17 protein-coding genes and 1 tRNA gene are annotated in these 22,608 nt (G+C 57.0%); 11 read left to right on the forward strand and 7 right to left on the reverse strand.

Features of this window, described 5'->3' with window-relative positions:
• Nucleotides 1–38 precede the first annotated feature (38 nt).
• A complete protein-coding gene (locus tag GWA01_RS07455) occupies nt 39–2,159 on the reverse strand; it encodes a protein-disulfide reductase DsbD family protein (protein ID WP_146795761.1) in 2,121 nt (706 codons plus the stop codon).
• A 511-nt stretch (nt 2,160–2,670) separates the two neighbouring features.
• Between GWA01_RS07455 and GWA01_RS07460 the strand changes: the two genes are divergently transcribed.
• Nucleotides 2,671–3,981 carry an autotransporter strand-loop-strand O-heptosyltransferase gene (locus GWA01_RS07460; protein WP_228118580.1) on the forward strand — a complete coding sequence of 437 codons (1,311 nt, stop codon included), beginning with the start codon at nt 2,671–2,673 and terminating at the stop codon, nt 3,979–3,981.
• 146 nt (nt 3,982–4,127) lie between these two features.
• Entirely contained in the window at nt 4,128–5,081 is a 954-nt protein-coding gene (gene trhO, locus GWA01_RS07465; protein ID WP_146795763.1) for an oxygen-dependent tRNA uridine(34) hydroxylase TrhO, read from the forward strand.
• Between the two features lie 6 nt (nt 5,082–5,087).
• On the opposite strand, the gene GWA01_RS07470 is transcribed toward trhO, so the two are convergent.
• The 4 genes from GWA01_RS07470 to uvrA all read right to left on the reverse strand — a co-directional run bounded on the left by GWA01_RS07470 (nt 5,088) and on the right by uvrA (nt 11,529).
• Entirely contained in the window at nt 5,088–5,513 is a 426-nt protein-coding gene (locus tag GWA01_RS07470; protein WP_146795765.1) for a hypothetical protein, read from the reverse strand.
• Nucleotides 5,514–5,640: 127 nt separating this feature from the next.
• Nucleotides 5,641–7,794 carry a TonB-dependent receptor gene (locus GWA01_RS07475; protein WP_146795766.1) on the reverse strand — a complete coding sequence of 718 codons (2,154 nt, stop codon included), beginning with the start codon at nt 7,792–7,794 and terminating at the stop codon, nt 5,641–5,643.
• A 129-nt stretch (nt 7,795–7,923) separates the two neighbouring features.
• Nucleotides 7,924–8,304, reverse strand: a complete 381-nt coding sequence (locus GWA01_RS07480; RefSeq protein WP_244945717.1) for a DUF2946 domain-containing protein — start codon at nt 8,302–8,304, stop codon at nt 7,924–7,926.
• 240 nt (nt 8,305–8,544) lie between these two features.
• The gene (gene uvrA, locus GWA01_RS07485; protein ID WP_146795770.1) at nt 8,545–11,529 is read right to left on the reverse strand and encodes an excinuclease ABC subunit UvrA; all 2,985 of its coding nucleotides are present in this window, start codon (nt 11,527–11,529) and stop codon (nt 8,545–8,547) included.
• Nucleotides 11,530–11,659: 130 nt separating this feature from the next.
• On the opposite strand from uvrA, the gene ssb reads away from it, so the two are divergent.
• The 6 genes from ssb (at nt 11,660) to GWA01_RS07515 (ending at nt 18,148) form a co-directional block, all read left to right on the forward strand.
• Entirely contained in the window at nt 11,660–12,238 is a 579-nt protein-coding gene (gene ssb, locus GWA01_RS07490; protein WP_146795772.1) for a single-stranded DNA-binding protein, read from the forward strand.
• Between the two features lie 207 nt (nt 12,239–12,445).
• Complete coding sequence (gyrA, locus tag GWA01_RS07495) at nt 12,446–15,298, forward strand: DNA gyrase subunit A (protein WP_371858440.1); 2,853 nt, start codon at nt 12,446–12,448, stop codon at nt 15,296–15,298.
• Nucleotides 15,291–15,797, forward strand: coding sequence for a pantetheine-phosphate adenylyltransferase (coaD, locus tag GWA01_RS07500; RefSeq protein ID WP_146795776.1), 507 nt, complete (start codon nt 15,291–15,293; stop codon nt 15,795–15,797). Before gyrA ends, coaD begins: the two co-directional genes overlap by 8 nt.
• A 32-nt stretch (nt 15,798–15,829) precedes the next feature.
• Entirely contained in the window at nt 15,830–16,315 is a 486-nt protein-coding gene (locus GWA01_RS07505; protein ID WP_146795778.1) for a peptidylprolyl isomerase, read from the forward strand.
• Between the two features lie 246 nt (nt 16,316–16,561).
• Nucleotides 16,562–17,968: a sensor histidine kinase gene (locus GWA01_RS07510; protein WP_186819507.1), complete on the forward strand. Its 1,407-nt coding sequence runs from the start codon at nt 16,562–16,564 to the stop codon at nt 17,966–17,968.
• A 104-nt stretch (nt 17,969–18,072) separates the two neighbouring features.
• Nucleotides 18,073–18,148, forward strand: a tRNA-Lys gene (locus tag GWA01_RS07515).
• 113 nt (nt 18,149–18,261) lie between these two features.
• Here the strand turns inward: GWA01_RS07515 and GWA01_RS07520 are convergent.
• Nucleotides 18,262–19,176 (reverse strand): AraC family transcriptional regulator, encoded by a 915-nt coding sequence (locus GWA01_RS07520; RefSeq protein ID WP_186819508.1) that lies wholly within the window; start codon nt 19,174–19,176, stop codon nt 18,262–18,264.
• Between the two features lie 139 nt (nt 19,177–19,315).
• On the opposite strand from GWA01_RS07520, the gene GWA01_RS07525 reads away from it, so the two are divergent.
• Entirely contained in the window at nt 19,316–20,530 is a 1,215-nt protein-coding gene (locus GWA01_RS07525) for an MFS transporter (RefSeq protein WP_146795782.1), read from the forward strand.
• Nucleotides 20,531–20,764: 234 nt separating this feature from the next.
• On the opposite strand, the gene GWA01_RS07530 is transcribed toward GWA01_RS07525, so the two are convergent.
• Nucleotides 20,765–21,511 carry a glucose 1-dehydrogenase gene (locus GWA01_RS07530; protein ID WP_146795783.1) on the reverse strand — a complete coding sequence of 249 codons (747 nt, stop codon included), beginning with the start codon at nt 21,509–21,511 and terminating at the stop codon, nt 20,765–20,767.
• Between the two features lie 229 nt (nt 21,512–21,740).
• Here GWA01_RS07530 and GWA01_RS07535 point away from each other — a divergent pair, with 229 nt between their 5' ends.
• Both GWA01_RS07535 and GWA01_RS13025 read left to right on the forward strand, forming a co-directional pair.
• Nucleotides 21,741–22,280: a TetR/AcrR family transcriptional regulator gene (locus tag GWA01_RS07535; RefSeq protein ID WP_146795785.1), complete on the forward strand. Its 540-nt coding sequence runs from the start codon at nt 21,741–21,743 to the stop codon at nt 22,278–22,280.
• A 109-nt stretch (nt 22,281–22,389) separates the two neighbouring features.
• Entirely contained in the window at nt 22,390–22,548 is a 159-nt protein-coding gene (locus tag GWA01_RS13025) for a hypothetical protein (RefSeq protein ID WP_186819555.1), read from the forward strand.
• The last annotated feature ends 60 nt before the right edge of the window (nt 22,549–22,608 follow it).

Consider the following 22,608-nt stretch of genomic DNA (forward strand, 5'->3'; position numbering starts at 1 on the left):
TGGGCAGGGGTGGGAATTCGGGTTCGGTGGGATCTGGGCTACTTGCCGATCACGCTCAAGACCAGACCTGGTGTCAGGATTTGGGGTAGAACCTCACCATCTCCATGTGCTGGGTAGTAAACGTAGAGCGGGACGCCATCGCGGCCATGGACTTTCAGATAAGCCGAGATTTCTGCGTCGCGGTTGGTCCAGTCTCCCTTCAGATATGCGACATGCCGCGCGCCGAAGGCTTCTTTCACAGATGCCACGTCCAGCGCGACACGCTCATTGACCATGCACGTGATGCACCACGATGCGGTCATGTCTACAAACACTGGCTGTCCTTTTGCGCGGAGTTCTGCGAGCCGGGCGTTTGAAAATGCTTCAATTCCAGACGCGGCTTCTGGGGCTGTGCTGGGGGCAGGCGGGCCACCAATGCTCTTCGCCAAGGCGACCCCGCAGCCGATGACGCACAACAGAGCGAGCGTGCGGCAGAACAGCACAATGCGACCACCGCCCTCTCGCATGGCGCGATGCTGGCCGATGCCGAATATCCATGCGGCAAAGCCCAGTAGAACGACACCACCGGCTGTAACCGCGACGAGATTGATTCCACGCTGGATGCCTGCAACCCAGAGCAGCCATACGCATGTGGCCAGAAGCGGGAACGCCAGAACCTGTTTCATGATGCCCATCCAGGCACCCGGTTTGGGCATGCGCTTTGCAAGGCCGGGGATCCCTGCGACGAGAAGATAGGGTGCGGCCAGCCCCAGCCCCATGGACAGGAACACCAGCAGCCCCAGAATGGGCGGTCCGCCCAGAGCGCCTGCAATCGCTACGCCCATGAACGGGGCTGTGCAGGGGGTTGCCACGATAACGGCCAGAAGGCCGGTCATCAGGTCCCCGGCATGACCGGTTCCGACCTGAGCCTGTCCTAGTCTGCCCGGCGTGATTTCGAACACACCAAGCAGGTTAAGGGCCATCAGGAACAGCAGCCAGCATACGCCGACCACGAAACCTGGAGATTGGAACTGAAATCCCCATCCGGCAGCAGAGCCCACGGCCCGCAAGCCGATCATGACAATGCCAAGTGCTGCGAAAGCCCCCATGACGCCGGCTGTGTAAAAGAATGCGCTCTGGAGCTGTGCCTTGCGGCCTGCGCCGCCCATGCGCGCAAGCGACAGTGCCTTCATGGCCAAAACAGGAAACACGCAGGGCATGAGGTTCAGGATAAGGCCACCGACGAAGGCGAAGAGGAGAACTCTCAGCCATTCGACCCCATGTGGCACGGCAGAATCTACGCTTGATGCAGGCTCGCCCGGTGCGTGTGCCGCTCCTGCGCTTTCCGTGGCGATAGGGGAGCCTCCGGGTATGGGGGCTGCCTCAATCTGGAGTGCGCTTTCGGCGCCCGCGGCATCCTTCAGGACGACGACGCCCTTCAGGGGGGCGGCGCGGTGAGCGCCCTTGAGGAATTTAAGGCCGAGCGAAATTTCACCATCCCCTGCATGTAGGGGCTGTGGGGCGACTTGATCGATTACGCCGCCATCCTGTGGCAGGAACCATGCCTGTGACACTGCTGCTGATGACAGGCCCTTGCCCGCAAGTTTCAGCGTGCCATCGGCCTGGATGCTGGCCTGGAATGGGGAAGGCACAGGCATGGCGGCTTCGGCCTGACGAAAGCGCGCCGCGTCATTGCCCTGCGGCGCATCCTGTGCGGAGGCAGGGAGTGTCAGTGTGAAATCGCCACTTTCCGGCACGCAGACCTGTGCGCAGGCTAGCCATTCTGCATGGGCATGAAGTGTTGTGCCACCTGATCCTTTGAGCGGCAGATCCTGCGGCAGGAGGACGTCCCCGACATATGCGTAGGACATCAATCCGCCTTCGCTGATCCGTACGGGCGTAGGCCAGTGGATGAGCGAGCTTTTCCCGGTTGCGCCGCCTTCAGCTGTCACATCGAGCGTGGGCGTATCGCCGGCGTCTCCCGGGTTGATCCAGTATGTATGCCATCCCGGTTTTAACTGAAGCCTCAGACCAACTTTCAGATGCTGATCAGGACCGACTGCGTCGCGATCTGTCACCAGAGTGGCAGTGTCGTTGGCAGACGTTACGGGCGCGCTTTCTGCCGCGAGTGCGGGCGCGCAGCCGAGGATGGAAAGCCCCGCCATGAGCAGGGCGGGCATAGTGAATTTTCGATGCAAGACAGGCTCATTTCACGGGTGAAGACAGCAGGTCTTATAGCAGCGCCTCACCACGAAAACAGCACTGCCTCATGACGGTTACGACCATTTAACATAGCATCATATCGCATGAATGTTTGAAAGAACGATCAGAAGCACGCCGACGAGCCGCGAGGCACGAATGTATTTCTTTGCTGGAGCCGTCGTTTTCTATCGGCGCAGAGTCGAGTGCGTTTGCGGCAATGCCGCATGTGGAGCGTGCATATATTGCGACATCCAGTCTGAAAAATGCCAGAGCTAAGAGACGAGAAAAGTCTGGTATCAATTCTACAAATAAGTTCATTGGTATATTTTATAAATTATATTAACCAATTATTATGTAACATTCATGAGGTTATTGCGGTCGATGTCCAGTGATCAGCGTGTGGCTTCAGGTTTGGTGGGTGAAGTTGAGCAAAGTGGCCTAATGGCAAATGAAAGCGGTCTTTCATCTGCTCTGTCCGGGACGGGAGGCATGCCGCCCGCATCGGAGTTGACGGATTCCGGTGGAACGTCTGCCGCAGGTCTCAGGAATGAGGATAGTCCATATCTCCCGCCTGCTCCGGTTCCGTGTCTGGAGGCCGGGATGGGAATACGGTTTGATTTCAATGATGGCGCGCGTGTCATGGTACCGGACCTTCCGCCGGAAACCGGGGAATGGCAGGTGCGGCTTTCTGACCGTGTGACGGGAAATATCCTTTTCGATGCGCGCCTGAAGGGCGGCATGGTGGCGTCTACGAAGAAGTTCTTTGTCCCGTTTGGTGTCGATGTCTGGCTGCATCGGGAGAATGGGGCGTCTGAGCATGTTGTGCAGCATGATCTGGATCTGCGGGAGCGGCAGGTTCTGGTTCAGCTGCCTGTGGGAACGCTTGGCGATACGCTTGCGTGGCTTCCGGCTGTTATCCGGATGGCACGACAGACCGGAGCATCTGTTACGTGCTCTGTTGCGGATGTCATTCTACCTCTGGTTGTGGATGCCAATCCGGACATTACGCTGGTGGGGCAGGATGTGGCCCGCAAGGATGGCGGATTTACGTCTCGGTTTTATGCCACTTACAATCTAGGGCTTTTCTTCACGGATAAAGAGTTCTGTCGTCAGCCAACAGATTTCCGCCATGTTGGACTGCATCGGACGGCTGCGTATATTCTCGGGGTCAATCCGTGGCGTGATGAGCCACCTGCGATCACGATCCCGGATGGCGATCATGCGCCAATCGACGGGCCCTATGTTGTTGTTGCCACGCAGGCGAGTACGCAGTGCAAGTACTGGAACAATCCTGCTGGCTGGCATGAGGTCATCGCGTTTCTGAAGGGGTGTGGTTATCGTGTTATTTGCATAGATCAGAAGCCCTTTCATGGTACGGGATATGTGTACAACCATATTCCTCACGGTGTGGAAGACGAGACTGGAAACCGGCCGCTGAGTGAGCGTGCGCGATGGCTCAGGCATGCCAGTTTTTTCATCGGGCTTTCCAGCGGCCTGGCGTGGCTGGCCCATGCGGCTGGGACGCCTGTGGTGATGATTTCGGGGTTCACGCATCCGGACAATGAGTTTTTCACTCCATATCGCGTCATCAACTGGCACACGTGCAATTCATGCTGGAATGATGCGTCCCATCAGTTTGACCATCATGATTTCCTATGGTGCCCGAGGCACAAGGGAACTGATCGGCAGTTTGAATGCTCACGCCTTATTACGGGCACGCAGGTTATCCATACGATCCGGGGTTTGATGAAAGACAGGAATTTGCCCGGCCTCGACAATGCGGTCCTTTCTGTGACCTGAGGTTTTATGCGGGTCTCCATGTGCGGAGTTCTGGCGCCATTTGTCGTGGCCTGATATTGGCGGGGTCCTGTTTTTCATCTGACTGCGGGGAGAAGGGGCCTGTTGGTTCTTTCCCGGCCTGTGGTCGCAAGCCGGATGGTCCCATAATGTCAGACGCCTTCCAGCCGATCCGTATCGTCGCGCTTTATAATTTCACGCCTTTTGAAGACCATGCCGCATTGCGCGAGCCTTTGCTGGCGCTGTGTGAGGCTGAGGGTATCAAGGGCATTCTTCTGCTTGCGCGTGAGGGTATTAACGGCACGATTGCAGGTTCGGATGCTGGCATGGAGCGGGTGCTGGAGCATATCCACGCGCTGCCGGGATGTGCGGAACTGGAGATCAAGGAGTCCCGCGCGCCGGAAATGCCGTTCCGTCGCATGAAGGTCCGGCTCAAGCGTGAAATTGTGACGATGGGCGAGCCGAACATCGATCCGCGCAAGGATGTGGGGCAGTATGTGGCGCCTGAGGACTGGAATGCGCTGATTTCAGATCCCGAGACCATTCTGATTGATACGCGCAATGATTATGAAGTTGCGATTGGCACCTTCGAGGGCGCGATTGATCCGCATACGAAGACGTTCCGTGAATTTCCAGAATGGTTCCGTGCGCGCAAGCTTGAGCTGGAGGCCAAGGGCAAGGTTCCGAAGATTGCCATGTTCTGCACGGGCGGTATCCGTTGTGAAAAAGCGACGTCTTTCGTCAAGGCGGAGGGGCTGGATGAGGTTTACCATCTCAAGGGCGGGATTCTGAAGTATCTGGAGACGGTGCCCGAGGAGGACAGCCTTTGGCATGGTGAGTGCTTCGTGTTTGATCAGCGTGTTTCAGTGAAGCACGGGCTTGAAATTGGCAGCTTTGATGTCTGCCATGCCTGCCGTGCGCCGGTCAGTGCGGCGGACAAGGCGTCTCCTTTGTATGAGGCTGGCGTGAGCTGTCCGCATTGCCATGATGCCCGTTCGGCGGAGCAGCGGCACAGATATGCGGAGCGTGAGCGGCAGGCAGCATTGGCAGAAGCCCGCGGGATGCCGCATCTGGGTGTCCCGCAGGTAAAAACACGCCGATAAGGGCTCTTAATTCGGCTCCAGTGCTCGCACGTGAAGCCTGACGGGTTCGCTGTGGTTTGCGGGGCGCATCAGCTGACCCACGGCGATCACCTGATGATCTGCGAGTTCTGACGGGCTGGACCAGACATGTCCGTCAGGGCCGGGGCGAATGGTGGGGGGATTGTCGATCAGCAGGTCGAAATCCTGCTGGTGAACGGCGTAACGGTCCGGACCATTGCCGTTGCGGACTGTGGCCGGGTGCGAGAGATGCAGCCGCAGCGACGGGCATTTCCCGCTTCGTACCGTGTCAGGTGTCTGACACGGTACGCTGAGGAGGGTTCCGTGCAGCGTGACGGTTGCGGGTTCGAACGGGAATACGGTTTCCTGAGACGACGCAAAAGCGGGTGTTGCGACGCAGAAAGCCAGAGCGGCGGAAAGTGGCAAAAGCTTCATGACGACCTCCATGAACGGAGAAAACCTTTAGAAACAGTGACGGTGCTGTTTGCGGCTGCGCAAGAACAATCGCCACTGTTTTTCTGCCGATAACGGTAACGTGCGGCCGGTGAATGGTCGCGTGTCGTCAGAACGCGGCAGTGAGGCTCAGGTTGAAGGAACGTCCCATGCCCTGAAGGGGCCCCAGTATCCCGCCTGCCGCATAGTCTCCGAGCGAGAGTCCGCCCAGAGGAAGGTAATAGTTCTGGTTCAGAAGGTTTTCGATGCTTGCGTTCAGGGTAAACGCTTTCCAGCGGTAGCTTCCGCCAAGGCCCATCAGCGCATATCCGGGTGTGCGGGGTTCATTGCGGAGCCAGTCCACGGTGGTTTTTGATTTGACGAGTGTCACCTCGACGCGACCTGTCCAGTTTTCGTAGGTTTCATGCAGACCTACGATACCGTTTGCAGGCATCTGGTGATAGAGGCCGGAATGCGTCACGAGGTCCTGTCCGCGGACCCAGTTGATGTTGCCGGTCAATTCTCCATGCCCGTAATGGGGCGTGTTCCACAGGCGCACGAACCCTGAGGCGTTGATGCCGTAGCTTCTGGCGTTGTGGTTGACGAACTGGAGCTGTGAGAGGCCGTTCGTAAAGTTCCCGAGGCGGACCACGTTTATGTAATTGTGCGTATATGTGTAAAACGGCTGTACTTTCAGGTCCCAGCGCTGACCTGCCGGATCGTGCCAGTCGATCGTGGTGCTGAGCGTGTTGGCGATCTCGGGTTTGAGATTGAGGTTGCCGACATAGCCGTTGCCATCTCCAAACCAGCCGATCATGCGCGAAGACATGCTGCCCATACCCCAGGCGTAACGCTCATAGAGGTTGGGAGAGCGCGTCTTGCGAGCATAGCCGCCTTCGATGGTCAGGCTGTTCAGTGGCTCCCATTTGCCGGTCGCGGTGACGTCAAAGTTCGTATCTGTGCGTCCACGCGATGCGGCGTTGAAGCGTTTGGCGGCCATGGCGTCTGCCATTCCCATCATGCCTGTCCATGAATAGGGGGCGACGGTGCCTGTGTTCATCATCACGACGTCGCTGCGGAGCCCAAGCTGCGTGGAAAAGTGGGGGAGCCAGTGGGCGTCCCATTCCGCAAAGTGCCCAAGGCGATCGCGGTGGCCGTTATTGATGTTATGGAAGGTTCCGGGCCCCATCATCATGCTTCCCTTCAGAGGGGGCCACCAGTCGTTCAGGCCGTTATGATCAAACCCGCTGCCGAGTGTCAGTGTGTGTTTCTGGCTGAGGGGGATGGTGGCCTTTAGGGCATAACCGGCTGTTCGGGCGTCTGTGTTCATGGGCATGCCGGTGGTTGCGGTGTGTCCGCCCTTGTCTGACATCATGTCCATGACGTGAGAGACGCGCTGCCAGAAGCCGCGCGCTTCGAGTGTGCCCCAGCCAAAATTTCCCTTGTATTTACCGTTCACGAATGTGGACCGGTTGTTGGTCATATCCATGTACTGGTTGGGGAAGCCTTCGTAGGGAATGTCCTGCTGGCCGAATGTCAGGGCCAGAAGATGGTTGGCTTTGTGCAGACCAAGTGTCACGGCATGGTTGAAGCTCAGATAGCTGGTGGAGAGCACCCGCCTGCCTTTGCCGCCGGTCTGGTAGTCGCTCGCATGCGCATATGAGGCAGTGTAACGGAGGCTGAGGGTGTCGTTGGCGACTGTGACTGTTCCCGATGCGCCTGATCCGCCACCGTTGCTTCGGTAATCTCCGCGGACATGGCCGGTGATGAGAATTTTCCCGGCTTTCGCAAATTGTGGGTCCTTGCGATCCACCTGTACCGTACCGCCTGTGCTGTCGCCGCCAATACTGACAGGTGTGATGCCTGCCAAGGCTACTGCGTGCGAGACGCTGTCAGGGTCGATGTATGACATGGCGGGGTTCATGTGGTTGGGGCAGGCGGAGGCAATGCGCATCCCGTCAACAATGGTGGCAACACGGTCATCGGCCATTCCGTTGAGGACGGGCAGGGATGATACGCCACCTGCATTATAGGTGCTGTAGCCCAGTGAATGTTTGAAAAGGGAGGCCGTATCGGGGCTGTCTGTCACCTGATGGCGGACGCCGTTTACGGTCAGGAATTCTGTCTGGGTGGTGGTGAGTGATTGGGACTGGTCAGTTGTGTCTGGAGTGGGGCTCTGTGCCAGTGCCGTTGTTGCGGAGAGGGATGCCGAGAGGGCACACGCCAGGGCCGTGCGTCGGCACGTGACTGCGTTTGAACGCAGGATACGGGCAAGCGAAAACATGATGATCTGATGTCCTGAACGGAGAAGAACTTGGCCGTTCGGAGGCTTTCTGTTCGGGCACGGGGGTGCAGCCGCAGGGAGATGCACAAACGCGCGCAGGATACAGGAGGACTCGTCTGGCCGTGAGGCTCAGAACAGGGTTGGTGGTCCGCGGGAGGGTGGAAGTGCACGCCCTGCAATCGGGGGGGCACGGGGCTGGATGGGTTGGGCCCGAAGGGCTGTCCAGCGGAAAGAGCGCCCGGGAAAGAGTGGCAGGGCGGTAAGCAGGATGGCGACGATCTGCAGCAAAGGGCAGAGTGGGCATGAGCCATCATCGTGGTCGTGTGTGCCTTGTGGATGATGCATGTGACCGGGCATGGCCATGTGCATCCCGGGCATGTCGTCCATCATTCCCGAAGGGCTGATGTCTATGCCCGTCAGGCGTTCAATGGTGGCTCGGGGGGCTTCATCGGGGAGCGCGAAGCCCTGAATGAAGATCTGACCAAGAAAGCCAAGCAGGACCACGAGCACTGGTAAACAGTGTCGAAGCCGAGTTCTCCCTTTCTTTCGAAAGGCCAGACTCATCAGAGGCGGCTTTCAGACGTCATGGGTGCAGGTAAAGACCCGCGTCTCTCCGGTGTCAATGGAAACGCATATGCAGGGCAGCAGGGGGGCGTTCTGGCTGGAAATATTCTCGAATCTGGCGCGATGCGGGCGTGTCTGACTTCTGCTGCCAGATACGCCCGATTTGTCACGCCCGCTTTGCGTCGATCAGGAGCGCGGTTTGTTTTTGCTTCCGGCAGGGCGCCCCTTTCGGGCTTTTGCTTCTGGAGTCGGCGCTTTTGCTGGAGGTGCGGCAGGCGGGGTGCTTTTTTTAACAGGCGTCTTCTGTGCTGAAGTCGGGGATGGCGGTGGAAGGAGTGGCCCCAGGAAGCGACCGGTGTGGCTGGCCTTGCAGGCGGCAATATCTTCGGGTGTTCCGGCTGCGACAACCTGACCGCCACCGTCTCCACCTTCCGGGCCGATGTCGATGAGCCAATCTGCGGTTTTGATGACTTCCAGATTATGTTCGATCACGAGGATGGTGTTGCCTTGGTCGACGAGGGCGTGGAGGACTTCTAACAGTTTTCGGACGTCGTCGGTGTGGAGGCCGGTGGTGGGTTCGTCGAGAATGTAGAGCGTACGTCCGGTTGCACGTTTGGCCAGCTCTTTGGAGAGTTTGACGCGCTGTGCTTCACCGCCTGACAGGGTTGTGGCCTGCTGGCCAAGGGCGACGTAGCCCAGTCCGACCTGCTGCAGGATGGCGAGGCGCTCCCTGATGCGGGGGACTGCGTGGAAGAAGGGCAGTGCTTCATCCACAGTCATTGCCAGAACGTCCGCGATGGATTTTCCGCGAAATTTTACGTCTAGCGTCTCGCGATTGTAGCGAGCGCCTTTGCAGGTGTCGCATGTCACGAAGACGTCCGGCAGGAAGTGCATCTCGATTTTGAGGACGCCATCGCCCTGACAGGCTTCGCAGCGGCCGCCTTTGACGTTGAATGAAAAACGACCCGGTTTGTAGCCGCGCGCTTTGGACTCTGGCAGTTCGGAGAACCAGTCCCTGATCGGGGCAAAGAGATCAGTGTAGGTCGCGGGGTTGGAGCGGGGGGTGCGGCCGATAGGGGACTGGTCAATGTCGATGATCTTGTCGAGTTCCTCCACGCCTTCCATGCGGTCGTATGGCAGGGGAGACTGGCTCGATTTCATCAACTGGCGCGACAGAGCCTTGTAGAGCGTATCCACAACAAGCGTCGACTTTCCGCCACCGGAAACCCCGGTGACGGCGATGAAGGTTCCGAGCGGGAACTGGACTGTGAGATCCTTGAGGTTGTTCCCTCGTGCGCCATGCAGTGTCAGGAAGCGATCCGAATGGCGGCGATGTTCGGGGACCGGGATGGATTTGCGTCCTGAGAGATAGGCCCCGGTCAGGCTGTTCGGGTTTTTTGCGACTTCGGCTGGTGTGCCGTGCGCAACGACCGTGCCGCCGCGGGTTCCTGCGCCTGGGCCCATATCGATCAGGTAGTCTGCGGCACGGATGGCGTCTTCATCGTGTTCGACAACAATGACGGTGTTTCCAAGCCTTTTTAGACGTTCCAGCGTTCCGAGGAGGCGTTCGTTGTCGCGCTGGTGAAGGCCGATTGATGGTTCGTCCAGAACATACAGCACGCCGGTCAGGCCCGAGCCGATCTGTGATGCAAGGCGAATACGCTGGCTTTCGCCACCGGAGAGGGTGGCTGAGCCACGGGAGAGGGTGAGGTAGTCCAGGCCCACGTCATCCAAGAAGTGCAGTCGGTCGGTGATTTCACGCAGAATGCGCCGGGCGATTTCAGCGCGCTGGGGTGTGAGGGAGGCTTCCACGCCCGAGAACCATGACAGGGCCTTGCGGATCGGCATGTCCGAGGCCTGAGCGATGTCCAACTCGTTGACTTTGACGCACAGGGCCTCGGGTTTGAGGCGTGCGCCGTGGCAGGCATGACATGGCTTTTCGGACTGATAGCGGCTTAGTTCCTCGCGGACCCACATGCTGTCTGTTTGTGCGAGCCGACGGCGGAGGTTCTTGAGTACCCCTTCGAAAGGCTTCGTGACGGTGTGGACCTTGCTGCCATCGCGGTAGGGGATGGCGACAGGGTCCTTGCTTCCGTTGATGATGAGGTCGCGCGTCTCTGCCTTGAGGCTGGCCCAGGGGGTGCTGGTTGTGTCGCCGCAATGTCGTGCCAATGCTGCGAGGGTCTGGTCGTACCAGTCTGTCTGGTTGCCGTGCCAGGGCGCGATGGCACCTTCTGCGAGGGACAGGCTGTCATCGGGGACGATGAGGTTTTCGTCGAAATGATTTTCGGTGCCAATGCCGTCACAGACCGGGCAGGCGCCCATGGGGGCGTTGAACGAGAAAAGCCGGGGCTCGATTTCCTCAAGTGTGAAGCCGGAAACCGGGCAGGCAAAGCGGGATGAAAAAACGATATGGGTGGCTGGATCGGTGGCCCCGCTGCGTTTGACTTCCTCTGCGTATGCGAGACCGTCCGACAGGCCGATGGCAGTTTCGAAGCTGTCTGCGAGGCGGGATTCGATCCCTTCTTTGACCACGATACGGTCAACCACGACTTCCACTGTATGGCGGGTCTTGCGGTTGAGTTCTGGTGCTTCGGCGATTTCGTGTAGTTCGCCGTCAATCTTGACGCGTGTGAAGCCCTTGCGTGAGAGGTCTGCCAGTTCGCGTTTGCAGTCTCCCTTGCGGTCACGGATGACGGGAGCGAGCAGCATCAGGCGCATGCCTTCGGGCATTGCCATGACGCGGTCCACCATCTGGCTGATGGTCTGCGCTTCAATGGGTAGGCCGGTGGCTGGGGAGTAGGGCACGCCGGCGCGCGCCCAGAGAAGGCGCATGTAGTCGTGGATTTCGGTGATCGTGCCGACTGTGGAGCGAGGGTTTTTCGAGGTGGTTTTCTGTTCGATCGAAATGGCCGGTGAGAGGCCTTCGATCGAATCCACATCCGGCTTGCCCATGAGTTCCAGAAACTGGCGGGCATAGGCGGAGAGGCTCTCGACGTAGCGACGCTGACCTTCAGCGTAGATCGTATCGAAGGCAAGGGAGGATTTCCCCGAGCCCGAGAGGCCTGTGATGACAGTCAGCGAGTCACGCGGGATTGTAGCGTCGATGTTCTTGAGGTTGTGGGCGCGGGCCCCACGGACGCGGATCGAATGATTGTCTGAAATGCTCACGGACAGGGGTGCACCGGCCAAGAATGAAGGGAACTGCGAACACAACGCCATGGAACAGCGCTGGATTGTTCATAGGTAGGTGTTTAGGATCATATGAAAAGAACAATTCGAGAAGATTGGTTGAAAACGCATGGCTGGTAGCGTCAACAAGGTAATTCTGGTTGGAAATCTGGGTAAGGACCCAGAGGTCCGCAATACGCAGTCGGGGACGAAGATCGTCAACCTGACCGTGGCCACCAGCGATACGTGGAATGACAGGCAGTCCGGGGAGCGCAAGGAGCGCACCGAATGGCATCGTGTGGTCATTTTCAACGAGCGTGTGGCAGATGTGGCTGAACGCTTTCTGCGCAAGGGGCGTAAGGTTTACATTGAAGGCGAGCTGCGGACCCGCAAATGGACAGATCAGTCTGGCCAGGAGCGTTATACTACCGAAGTTACGATTGACCGCTTCCGCGGTGATCTTGTGTTGATTGACAGCAACCGTGGCGGTGAAGACGGTGGTGGTGGCTATGATGCCCCGCGCTCTGGCGGCAATGGCGGCGGCTTTGGTGGCGGTTCGCGCAGTGGCGGGAGCGGTGGCTTCGGCGGTAGCGGCAACGATGGTGGTTTTGGTGGTGGTCGCAGCGGCGGTGCTACTGGTGGTGGCAATCGTGGTGGCGGCTGGGATGCTCCGGCTGACAACGATCTGGACGACGAAATTCCGTTTTAATCGGCGGAGTTGCGCTGCTGGTTCACAACTGCCTGCGTGGAGCAATCTGCGCAGGCTTTTTTATGCCGTTTTTTCGTTTGGGGCGGCGCGAGAGGCATCAGGCGGCCCGTGCACGCGGAAAGGCGCGTGGCGGGTGTGGCGCGGCCGGGGAGCATGGGGTATGCTGTAGGGACTTTATTCTAGCGTGGTGGACCTGTCTTGACCGAGCTGACCGAGCCGAACGATCTTCTGCCCCCCGACCGTATTCCGGTGACGATCGAAGAGGAGATGCGTTCCTCTTATCTCGCCTATGCGATGTCGGTCATTGTTTCGCGTGCGCTTCCGGACGTTCGTGATGGCCTGAAGCCTGTTCATCGCCGCATTCTGTATGCGATGCGCGAGAGTGGGTTTACGTCTGACAAGCCGTATCGCAAATCTGCGCGTGCGGTTGGTGACGTGATGGGTAAATACCATCCGCACGGTGACAGTTCGATTTATGACGCCATGGTGCGTATGGCCCAGCATTGGTCCATGCGGGTCAAGCTGATTGATGGTCAGGGTAACTTTGGTTCGGTCGATGGCGATAGCCCGGCGGCCATGCGTTATACCGAAGCGCGTCTTGCCAAGTCTTCGTCGTTCCTGCTCGATGATATCGAGCGTGATACGGTTGATTTTCAGCCGAACTACGACGAAAGCGAGCACGAACCGAAAGTTCTGCCGGCGACGTTCCCGAACCTTCTGGTCAATGGTGCTTCGGGTATTGCCGTGGGCATGGCGACCAATATTCCGACGCACAATCCCGGCGAGATCATTGATGCCACGCTGGCAATGATTGCCAACCCGGAGATTGATCTCGACGAACTGACGAAGATCGTCCCGGGGCCGGATTTCCCCACGGGTGGCATCATCATGGGGCGTCGTGGCATTCGTCAGGCTTTCGAGACGGGCCGCGGCTCCATTCCCGTTCGTGCGCGGGCGGAGATTGAGGAAATCCGCAAGGATCGTCAGGCGATCATCATCACTGAGATCCCGTATCAGGTGAATAAGGCGACGCTGCAGGAAAAGATTGCCGACCTCGTCCGTTCGAAGGAAATCGAGGGTATTTCCGATATCCGGGACGAGAGCGATCGTTCGGGTATGCGCGTTGTTATTGAGCTCAAGCGCGATGCCACGCCTGAAGTGGTACTGAATCAGCTTTATCGCTTTACGCAGCTTCAGACCTCTTTCAGTGCCAATATGCTGGCTCTCGATGAGGGCAAGCCGCGGACGATGGGGCTGATTGATATCCTGCAGGCGTTTATTCGTTTCCGCGAGGATGTCATTCTGCGCCGGGCGCGCTTTGACCTGAACAAGGTTCGGGATCGCGGGCATCTGCTGGTTGGCCTTGTGATGGCGGTTGCCAACATTGATGAGGTGATTGCGCTGATCCGTGCGGCTCCTGATGCGGCAACGGCTCGGGAATCGCTGATGGCGAGACAGTGGGATGCTGAGGAAGTTGTTCCTCTACTGACGCTGATCCGCGATGAGGGCAATGTCATCATTGATGGCAAGGTTCGCCTCACTGAGGCGCAGGCCCGCGGTATTCTGGAGCTGCGTCTGCAGCGCCTGACCGGTCTTGAGCGCGAGAAGATCCAGGGGGAACTTAATGAAGTTGCCGCCAAGATCACGGATCTTCTGGAGATCATTGAGAGCCATATCCGCCGCATGGAGGTCATGCGCAACGAACTGATGGCTGCGCGTGCGGAAATTGCGACGCCGCGTGCGACAGAGATTTCGGATGCGTTGGGTGACCAGTCTGACGAGAGCCTTGTTGAGCCGGGCCAGATGGTCGTGACCATCACACGCGATGGCTTCATCAAGCGCACACCGCTGGAAATTTTCCGTTCTCAAAACCGTGGTGGTCGTGGTCGTACGGCATCGGGTCGCCGTGGGGACGATGTCATCATCCGCAGCTTCAATGCACACACCCATCAGTGGGTGATGTTCTTCTCATCGGGGGGCAAGGCCTATCGGATGAAGGTCTGGCATCTGCCAGAGGCTGCTCCAACGGCGAAGGGGCGCGCACTCGTCAATCTCCTGCCTGAGCTGGGTACGGACTCCATTACGGCGGTTCTGCCGCTGCCGCAGGATGAGGAGCTGTGGGATGATCTGCACCTCGTCTTTGCGACGGCCAGTGGCAATGTACGTCGTAACCGCCTGAGTGATTTCCGCAACATCCGTGCTTCGGGCCTGATTGCGATGAAGCTGGACGAGGGAGATTCCCTGATCGGTGTGGCGACGTGCCGCGAGGGACAGGATGTATTCCTCGCCACGAAGAAGGCACGTTGCATTCGCTTCCAGATCACGGACGATACGCTGCGCGTGTTTGCCGGTCGTGGCAGCACCGGCGTGAGGGGTATCCGTCTGGCGGAAGGCGATATCGTCAATTCGCTCTGTGTGCTGAACCATGTTGAAGCGACGGTCGAAGAGCGTGCGGCCTATCTGCGGATGGCGAATGCCAAGCGCCGTGCCGAGAATGCTGCTCCTGCTGAAGGGGCGGATGAGGACATCACGACCACTTCTGAGGATAGTGACGATGTTCCGGAAATCGTTGGCAGCCTGTCTCAGGAGCGCTTCGAGGAACTGGAGCAGCAGGAGGAAATCCTGCTGACGGTGACGGATGGTGGTTTTGGCCGTCGTTCTTCGGCGTATGACTATCGTGTTTCGGGCCGTGGTGGTCAGGGCATCACGAACATGACGTTCTCGGCCAATCGTCGTGGCAAGGAAGTTGTGGGTACCTTGCCGACGCTGGATGGTACGGACGTGATGATGGTCACGGATATGGGGCGTCTGATCCGTCTGCCGGTGTCTCAGGTACGTGTCATGGCCCGTCAGGCCAGCGGTGTGACGCTGTTTCGTGTGAATGATACCGAGAGCGTTATCTGTGTTTTCCCGGTTCTGGAGGATGACAGCGAGGACGGTGATGCTGACGAGGTGATCGACGGCGGTGTTGTCTCGGCGGAGGGTGCTGTCCCGGCTGTCGAGGGGAGCGAAGGTCAGGCTGATAGCGGTGCTGAGGAAGGCCCTGCGGCGGATGCCTGATCCGCGCGTCGGGTTTTATCCCGGCACGTTCGACCCGGTGACCTTCGGGCATCTGGACATTATCGATCGGGCGTCAGCATTGTTTGACCGCCTGTTCGTTGGGGTCGCGGTGAACGAGGGCAAAGGGCCGCTCCTTGATGTGGAGGAGCGGATCACTGCGGTGCGGAAAGAGGTTTCCGGGTTGCGGCATGCTGCGCGTATCGAGGTTCTGGGGTTCGGCAATCTCCTGGTAGATGCTGTGCGTGATGCTGGTGCCGGAACTGTGGTGCGAGGGTTGAGGTCGTCCGGTGATTTCGATTTTGAGACGCAGCTTTCGGGTGCATTGCGGCGTCTGGCGCCAGAAATAGAGACGGTTTTTCTGCTGTCTTCAGAAAATCATCGAACGACTGCGAGCCGCATTGTTAAGGAGATAGCGCGGCTTGGCGGTGATATTTCTCCTTTTGTCAGCGATGATGTGGCGCGTCTTGTCTTGTCGAAACTGGATCGAGGGGCGACATAAGGGCCTTCTCCGATTTTTGGAAGGTTTGAAGCATGTCCGATACTGCAGTGCCTGAAGGCAACAAGCTGGTTTTTGAACTCAAGGACGGTAAGGTTGTCATCGAGCTGCGCCCGGATCTGGCTCCGCTGGCTGTAGAGCGCCTGAAGCTGCTGGCTAGCGAAGGTTTTTATGACGGTGTGAAGTTCCATCGTGTCATCGAAGGCTTCATGGCGCAGGGTGGTGATCCGACGGGCACGGGAACCAGCGGTAGCAGCTACCCGGATCTGAAGGCCGAATTCACCAAGGAAGCCAAGTTCGAGCGTGGTACGCTTGGTATGGCTCGCACGATGAGCCCGAACACGGCGAACAGCCAGTTCTTCATCATGTTTGAAGATGTTCCCTCTCTGAATGGCCAGTACACCATTGCAGGCAAGGTTATTGAAGGCATGGAGAACGTGGACAAGATCAAGCGTGGCGCAGGCTCTTCGGGCACGGTCAAGGATCCGGACATCATCGTGAAGGCCTACGTGGAAGCGTAAGACTTTACGGTTCCTGGAGTTGAAAAAGGCGGGAGCACGGAAGTGCTCCCGCCTTTTTTATGTCTATGTTGTTGCCGGGTAGGTTAGATTTTATCTGTCCGTGCCGGTTTTGAGATGATTTCTGAATGGATAGTAAAAAGACTCGTTAGAATGCGGGTTGCACATTAGGGTGTGATGTCCTGCCGTATCGTTTGCCTGATGAGCAGGGTGCTGAGTTTCTGGAACGAATATGTGCAAGATGAAGTCATGAATGAGACGTTTCGGAACGGGGAAATTGCAGGGTGTGCCGCTGAGGCATCTGTAGTTGCTGCCTCTCAGGCGTTTAGTGCTCTTGATCTTTTGCCTGACCTCATTTGCGTTGTTGGGGTTGATGGCTTTTACGAACACTTCAACAGGGCCTGGCGTCGGAACGCTGACGTTTTTACGGCTGGGTTTGAGTCTGAGTGTTGGGCAGACAACGTGCATGTTGAAGACAGAGCTCTTGTTCGACACGAGCTTGAGGTTGCTTTGTCTACTGGGCGTCCATGTAATCTGGATATGCGTCTGATCGCTGCATCTGGTGTGGAGCGTTGGTATTTGTTGCGCGCGCATCCGGAACTGGATGAGCGTGGTCAGGTTCGTTTCTGGTTATACATTCTCACAGACATTCAAGATCGTAAGATTTCACGTCTCAATTTAAGCAGGCGGATTAAGCTTCAGACTGAAATGCTGAATATCAGTCAAGATTGCATAAAAATTCTAACGGTTGATGGTCGGTTGCAGCATATGAACAGGGCCGGGTGCCTTGCGCTGAATGTTGATGAAGACTCCGGGTTTGGTATGGAGTGGCTGCCGTTGCTGCCCGACGAAGTTCATGCTGAGGGCGAAAAGGCTCTGCGTGAGGCGCAGGAAGGCCGTCATGCCCGGTTTCCGGGTTTGAGCTGCATGCCGGGTGAAAGTGTCCGCTGCTGGGATAATATGTTGACCCCATGTCCGAACGAGCAGGGGGACGTTGAGGCGATTTTGTGTGTTTCGCGTGATGTGACGGCACAGCGCGAAGGTGAGCGACGGGTTGAACTTCTGCTTCATGAGCTAAATCATCGTTCTAAAAATATGCTGGCAGTTGTTCTTGCCTTGATCCGGCGAAGTGTTCCTGACCCAAAAGCAGATTTTGTGAAAGTTCTGGAGCAGCGTCTTGTTTCGATTTCCAGAAGTCAGGACTTGCTTGTGGCGGGTGAGTTGATTGGGGTGACTGTACGGGATTTGGTCTTGTCTCAGACTGCAGTTGCGGGGGACATGTTGGAAGAACGGATTATCGTAAAAGGAGATCCATCATTGCGACTGCGCGTTGGTGCCGCAGAAATGGTTGGTCTGGCGATGCATGAACTCACAACAAACGCGATCAAATATGGAGCTTTGTCCAACGATTTGGGGACCGTAAATATTTGCTGGAATGTTCAAGAAATGCCTGAGGGGTCTTTCTTCCGTCTAATATGGGAGGAAAGTGGGGGGCCGGAAGTGAAGCTTCCGGAACGTCGTGGCTTCGGGACGGCAGTGATTGGTCGTAATCCGTTTGCGAGCCAAGGCGGAAGTCTCCAGCATGTGTTTGAACCTTCAGGTGTGCTCTGGGAGCTGAAATTACCCGTTGAGAGTGGTCTCGCCTCAGCCAATTGACATCAAATAGGATCCTAATCTGGATTATCTGGGTAGGGAATGCTTCTTTTCCGCTCTCTGGAGGTTGACGCTCAGGTGCGTTGTAGGGTAGCCAGCGTGCGGATGAACCGGTAGCTCAGTTGGTAGAGCATTCGACTTTTAATCGAATGGTCCTGGGTTCGAGTCCCAGCCGGTTCACCAACGATTCTTGATGAATCTCGAAAAAACCATTTTTTATATGAATTGGTTTTTTGACCCACCTTAAAGTCCATGTTTGACAATGGGTTGTACGGCCAGACGGCCCAATGGTGAATTCATTTGTTTTCCCGGCGGCTGTAACCTGGTGGTGTTCCCGTAATTCTTTTGTAGGCACGGCTGAAGGCTGCTTGAGATGTGTAGCCGAGGCGCTCTGCAACTCTCTCGATGGGCATTCTGTCGTAAGAGAGCCAAGTGTGGGCAATGCGCATCCTTAATTCTCCTGCGTAATGCAGAGGCGCGATGCCAATTGTTTCCTGAAAGCGTTTTGCAAATACCGAGCGTGAAAGGCCACTTTCAGCTGCCAGTTCTGCTACGGTCCAGTTGCGTCCTGGCTGACGATGCAGGGCCAGAATGGCACGGGACAATTTTGGTTCCCGGAGCGCTGTGACGAACGCAGAGCTGTTGCTGCAGCCGCATTCGACCCAGCCCCGGACGATGACTGCCATCACGACATCAGCCAGACGCGCAAGGATACCTGCGTCTCCTACGCGCCCGGTACAGGCTTCGTGCTCCATAGCGGTCAGGATCGGCATGAGTTCGAGATAACGCTGGCTTGTGGCATCAATCATCATGAGCTCTGGCATCAGAGGGACAAGCCCCTGAAGGCCGCCGAGATCGAACTCCATGCAGCCACTGAAGAAAATGGCATGGGGTGCGCTGCTGGAGGACGCGGTTACTGCGCAGACGGTCTCGCTGAGGGAAACAACATTGTAATGGTCGATATCCTGAACAGGGGCATCGGGGCTGGAGATGATCTGATGGGCGTTTCCATGTGGAAGAAAGACTGCATTTCCAGCTGAAAGCGGTTGAAGCACGCCGTCTTCGGTCAGCAGATTTGCTGTGCCTGTCGCCAGAAAATGAAAATAGGCACAACCGGGTTTTGCCCTGAAAGCAAAACCAAAAGACGCACCGGTATGGATACGGCGGTATTGAATGCCGCGCAGACGCATCCCCAGGAGCAGTTCGCTCATGAGGTCAGAGGAAAGAGCGATCTGATCCAACGATAAAATATTCCGGTGTTTCGATCAAAAATTACGGATTTATAGCCATAGATCGTCCTGATTGTGCCGTCTAGCCTGTGCTGCAAGGGCAATTTTAAGGGCGTTTTTCATGAGTGATGCATTTTTGGATTCACTTTCTTCCGACACGGGGAGCATAGATGACAGTGAACCTAGAGCCCCTGCATGGATGGCGGTTTTTTCGTTGGCTATGGGGGTTTTTGGGCTTCTGACAGCGGAATATCTGCCAGCAAGCCTTCTGACGCCCATGTCTGCCGGACTGGGTGTTTCAGAGGCTCTGGCAGGGCAGGCGGTAACTGTCACGGCGGTCGTTGCCATGTTTTCGGGGTTGCTGACAGCGAGCCTGACACGGCGGATTGATCGGCGCATTGTGCTGTTCGTATTTAGCCTGCTGATGATCGCGTCCAATTTATTGGCGGCTCTTTCATCCAGCCTCATCGTGCTTCTTGCTATGCGTGTTCTGCTGGGTATTGCTTTGGGAGGGTTCTGGAGCATGGCTGCGGCAGTGGCGATGCGGCTTGTTCCGGCGATACTTCTGCCGCGGGCTCTTTCGATTATTTTCAGTGGTATTTCGGTGGCGACGGTCGTAGCTGTACCGCTGGGCAGTTATCTGGGCGGCTTGTATGGGTGGAGAAGCGCTTTTTTCGCTGCGGCGGCACTTGGTGTTCTGACACTGGCCTTCCAGTTTTTTGCGCTGCCACCTCTGAAACCAACCCGTCCAGCCCGTTTAGGAACTATTCTGGAGATTCTGCGCAGGCCTGGGATTGGCGCCGGGATGCTGTGCTGCACCCTTGTTCATACGGGGCAATATGCTCTGTTCACCTATATCCGTCCGGTGCTGGAAAGCGTGATGGTGATCAATGTCAGTGGTCTGGCGCTGATATTGCTGGCCTTTGGTGTCGCGAATTTTGTTGGAACACTGGTTGCCGGGTGGATGCTTGAACGCAGCCTGCGTGCAACGCTTGTCGTTATGCCGGTTTTGATAGGAGGCGCGAGTTTGGGTCTGATCCTGTTGCCTGCGGGGATAACCGGGCAGGTGCTTCTGGTGGTGCTGTGGGGAGTGGCGTTTGGTGGCGTTCCTGTGGCGTGGTCGAACTGGGTGGCTCATGCAGTCCCAGATCAGGCTGAGAGCGCAGGCGGGATGGTTGTCGTCTCGGTGCAGTCTGCCATAGCGGCTGGGGCTGCGGTGGGTGGCCTGATGTTTAGCATGGGGGGTGTGGTTGGGGTGTTTGGTGTGGCCAGCGCCATTCTTCTATTTTCGGCTCTGCTGATTGTATTTCGGGTTCGGACCAATGTTAGTTTGTAGGCCGCCGCTACCCTGTAATGCTCACTCAAGCCATGAAGCTCATTTACCTTCGATAACGCATTGCTTCTACGAACGCAGCGAAAGCGGGCGAGTGTAATTGTCTGCTGGGGCAGCGATTTCTAGGCCTCTTGATGGGATGCTCCGACATTTTTGAGGCCATTCTGGCTGCTTACGATGACTAAACTCATGGATGAGGTGTAGCCCGGCGCGGATGCACCGGGCCGGATTTATGTTCTAGCGAAGACCACCCGAAGCGATGAGCGTTTCGCCTGTCAGCCAGCGAGCGTCATCGGAGGCGAGGAAAACAGCCAGGGGAGCAATATCCTGCGTCTGACCGATGCGACCCAGTGGGGTTTGGGAGATGATGAGCTGCTCCATCTCTGAACCGACGACATTGGCAGTTTTTGTGCCTTCTGTTTCAATTAAACCAGGATTGATGGCGTTGACCCGGATGTTTCTTGGGCCAAGTTCGCGCGCGAGGGAGCCTGTGATGGCGTCTATAGCTCCCTTTGTTCCTGTGTAGACTGCAGAATTCGGTGGTGTGATGCGTGAGACAACGGAGCTGATGTTGATAACGCTGCCGCCGTCGCCGAGATGTTTTGCTGCGGCCTGTGTGGTCAGAAGAGTGCCAAGTACGTTGATGTTGAAGAGGCGATGGAAGTGTTCTTCGGTGATCTCCTTGATTGACGCAAATTCATAAACGCCGGAATTGTTGACCAGAATGTCCAGTCGTCCGAACTGACTGATTGCGGCATCGATAATCGATTGTGCTTCGGCTTTGCGCGAAACATCACCCTGAACGGCAATCGCCTTGCCGCCGCTTTCCGTAATGGCGGTGACTACTGCATCTGCTCCGGATTTGCTGGATGCATAATTTACGACGACAGAGGCGCCTTCTGCTGCGAGGGCTTTGGCGATGCCTGCACCAATGCCTTTTGATGCGCCGGTGACGATTGCAACTTTTCCGGAGAGCTTGCTCATTGATGTGTGCCTGTTTGTATGGGGCAGGACGTGTGTGCAGACGTCATGCCCGGATTGCAGAAACCGAAGGATTATAATGTGGAGTGATCGCTCCAACATAAGGCATATGAGGTGCACATTTTCGAATTCAAGGATTTATGGAGCGATGGTACCAAAAAAAGAGCCGGCTGAACGGCGGGGTCGGGGGCGTCCACAGTCTTTTGAACGAGAGACTGCTTTGTGCGCTGCTATGCGGCTCTTCTGGGACCGGGGTTATGAAGGGACGAGTTTTGATGATCTGATCGCGACAATGGGGATCAGTGCGTCGAGTTTTTACAATGCCTTTGGTAGCAAGGAGGCGCTGTATCATGAGGCTATTGAAACCTACATGAGCGTTGCCGGTGGGTGGTTTCTCGATATTCTGAATGAGAATATCGATACGATAACTGCCTTTAGGAAACTGACGACGACAGCGGCCATGGAGTTCACACGCGACGATCAGCCTTCAGGGTGTATGATTTCGGTCGCGGCGACTCAATGCTCGCCCGGTCAGAGCCGCTTGCGTGACCTTTTGGCGAGTCAGCGCACACAGGCAGAAGGGGCTATGGCTGAGCGTCTTCGTGTGGGAATGAGTGCGGGGGATTTGCCCGAAAATACTGATATTGATGCTCTTGCTGCTTTCTACGGGTCTTTGCTGCGTGGTATGGCGGTGCAGGCCCGTGATGGGGCGTCCCGAGACCGGCTGCTGGAAATTGCGAGGATCGGCATGCGGGCCTGGCCTGCAATATGAGGCAGATTTCGTATTTCCTTTTTTACGTACTTACGTGTGTATTCCTGATGCCTGTATGACTGCGCTGAATGTTGCGGAGTATGAACTCCGGGTTTGCTGAGGGATGAAGATGATGCGGTTTCGGGTTGGCGTGGCGTTTGCGTTGCTGGTGGCACTTTCTGCCTGTGGACCGGATTATGGCAGCCGAGGTTCCAGGCAGTTCCGTGGGGATGGTTTTGGCAATACCGGGCAGGGTGTCAGCAGCTATGGATATCAGGGGCCGGATTGATTGCTGGTTTTGGGGTGATCTGGATATGAAAAAGGCGGCCTGTGAGGGCCGCCTTTTTTT

Source organism: Gluconobacter wancherniae NBRC 103581 (assembly GCF_007988885.1).
Taxonomy (GTDB): Bacteria; Pseudomonadota; Alphaproteobacteria; order Acetobacterales; family Acetobacteraceae; genus Gluconobacter; species Gluconobacter wancherniae.

What these genes read in the sequence shown, in the direction of transcription:
- trhO (WP_146795763.1), top strand. Translation starts at nt 4,128, where the DNA reads ATGTCAGACGCCTTCCAGCCGATCCGTATCGTCGCGCTTTATAATTTC.
- GWA01_RS07470 (WP_146795765.1), bottom strand. Translation starts at nt 5,513, where the DNA reads ATGAAGCTTTTGCCACTTTCCGCCGCTCTGGCTTTCTGCGTCGCAACA.
- GWA01_RS07510 (WP_186819507.1), top strand. Translation starts at nt 16,562, where the DNA reads ATGAATGAGACGTTTCGGAACGGGGAAATTGCAGGGTGTGCCGCTGAG.
- GWA01_RS07460 (WP_228118580.1), top strand. Translation starts at nt 2,671, where the DNA reads ATGCCGCCCGCATCGGAGTTGACGGATTCCGGTGGAACGTCTGCCGCA.
- ssb (WP_146795772.1), top strand. Translation starts at nt 11,660, where the DNA reads ATGGCTGGTAGCGTCAACAAGGTAATTCTGGTTGGAAATCTGGGTAAG.
- GWA01_RS07525 (WP_146795782.1), top strand. Translation starts at nt 19,316, where the DNA reads ATGAGTGATGCATTTTTGGATTCACTTTCTTCCGACACGGGGAGCATA.
- GWA01_RS07535 (WP_146795785.1), top strand. Translation starts at nt 21,741, where the DNA reads ATGCGGCTCTTCTGGGACCGGGGTTATGAAGGGACGAGTTTTGATGAT.
- GWA01_RS13025 (WP_186819555.1), top strand. Translation starts at nt 22,390, where the DNA reads ATGATGCGGTTTCGGGTTGGCGTGGCGTTTGCGTTGCTGGTGGCACTT.
- GWA01_RS07530 (WP_146795783.1), bottom strand. Translation starts at nt 21,511, where the DNA reads ATGAGCAAGCTCTCCGGAAAAGTTGCAATCGTCACCGGCGCATCAAAA.
- GWA01_RS07455 (WP_146795761.1), bottom strand. Translation starts at nt 2,159, where the DNA reads ATGCCCGCCCTGCTCATGGCGGGGCTTTCCATCCTCGGCTGCGCGCCC.
- GWA01_RS07475 (WP_146795766.1), bottom strand. Translation starts at nt 7,794, where the DNA reads ATGTTTTCGCTTGCCCGTATCCTGCGTTCAAACGCAGTCACGTGCCGA.
- GWA01_RS07520 (WP_186819508.1), bottom strand. Translation starts at nt 19,176, where the DNA reads ATGAGCGAACTGCTCCTGGGGATGCGTCTGCGCGGCATTCAATACCGC.
- GWA01_RS07505 (WP_146795778.1), top strand. Translation starts at nt 15,830, where the DNA reads ATGTCCGATACTGCAGTGCCTGAAGGCAACAAGCTGGTTTTTGAACTC.
- coaD (WP_146795776.1), top strand. Translation starts at nt 15,291, where the DNA reads ATGCCTGATCCGCGCGTCGGGTTTTATCCCGGCACGTTCGACCCGGTG.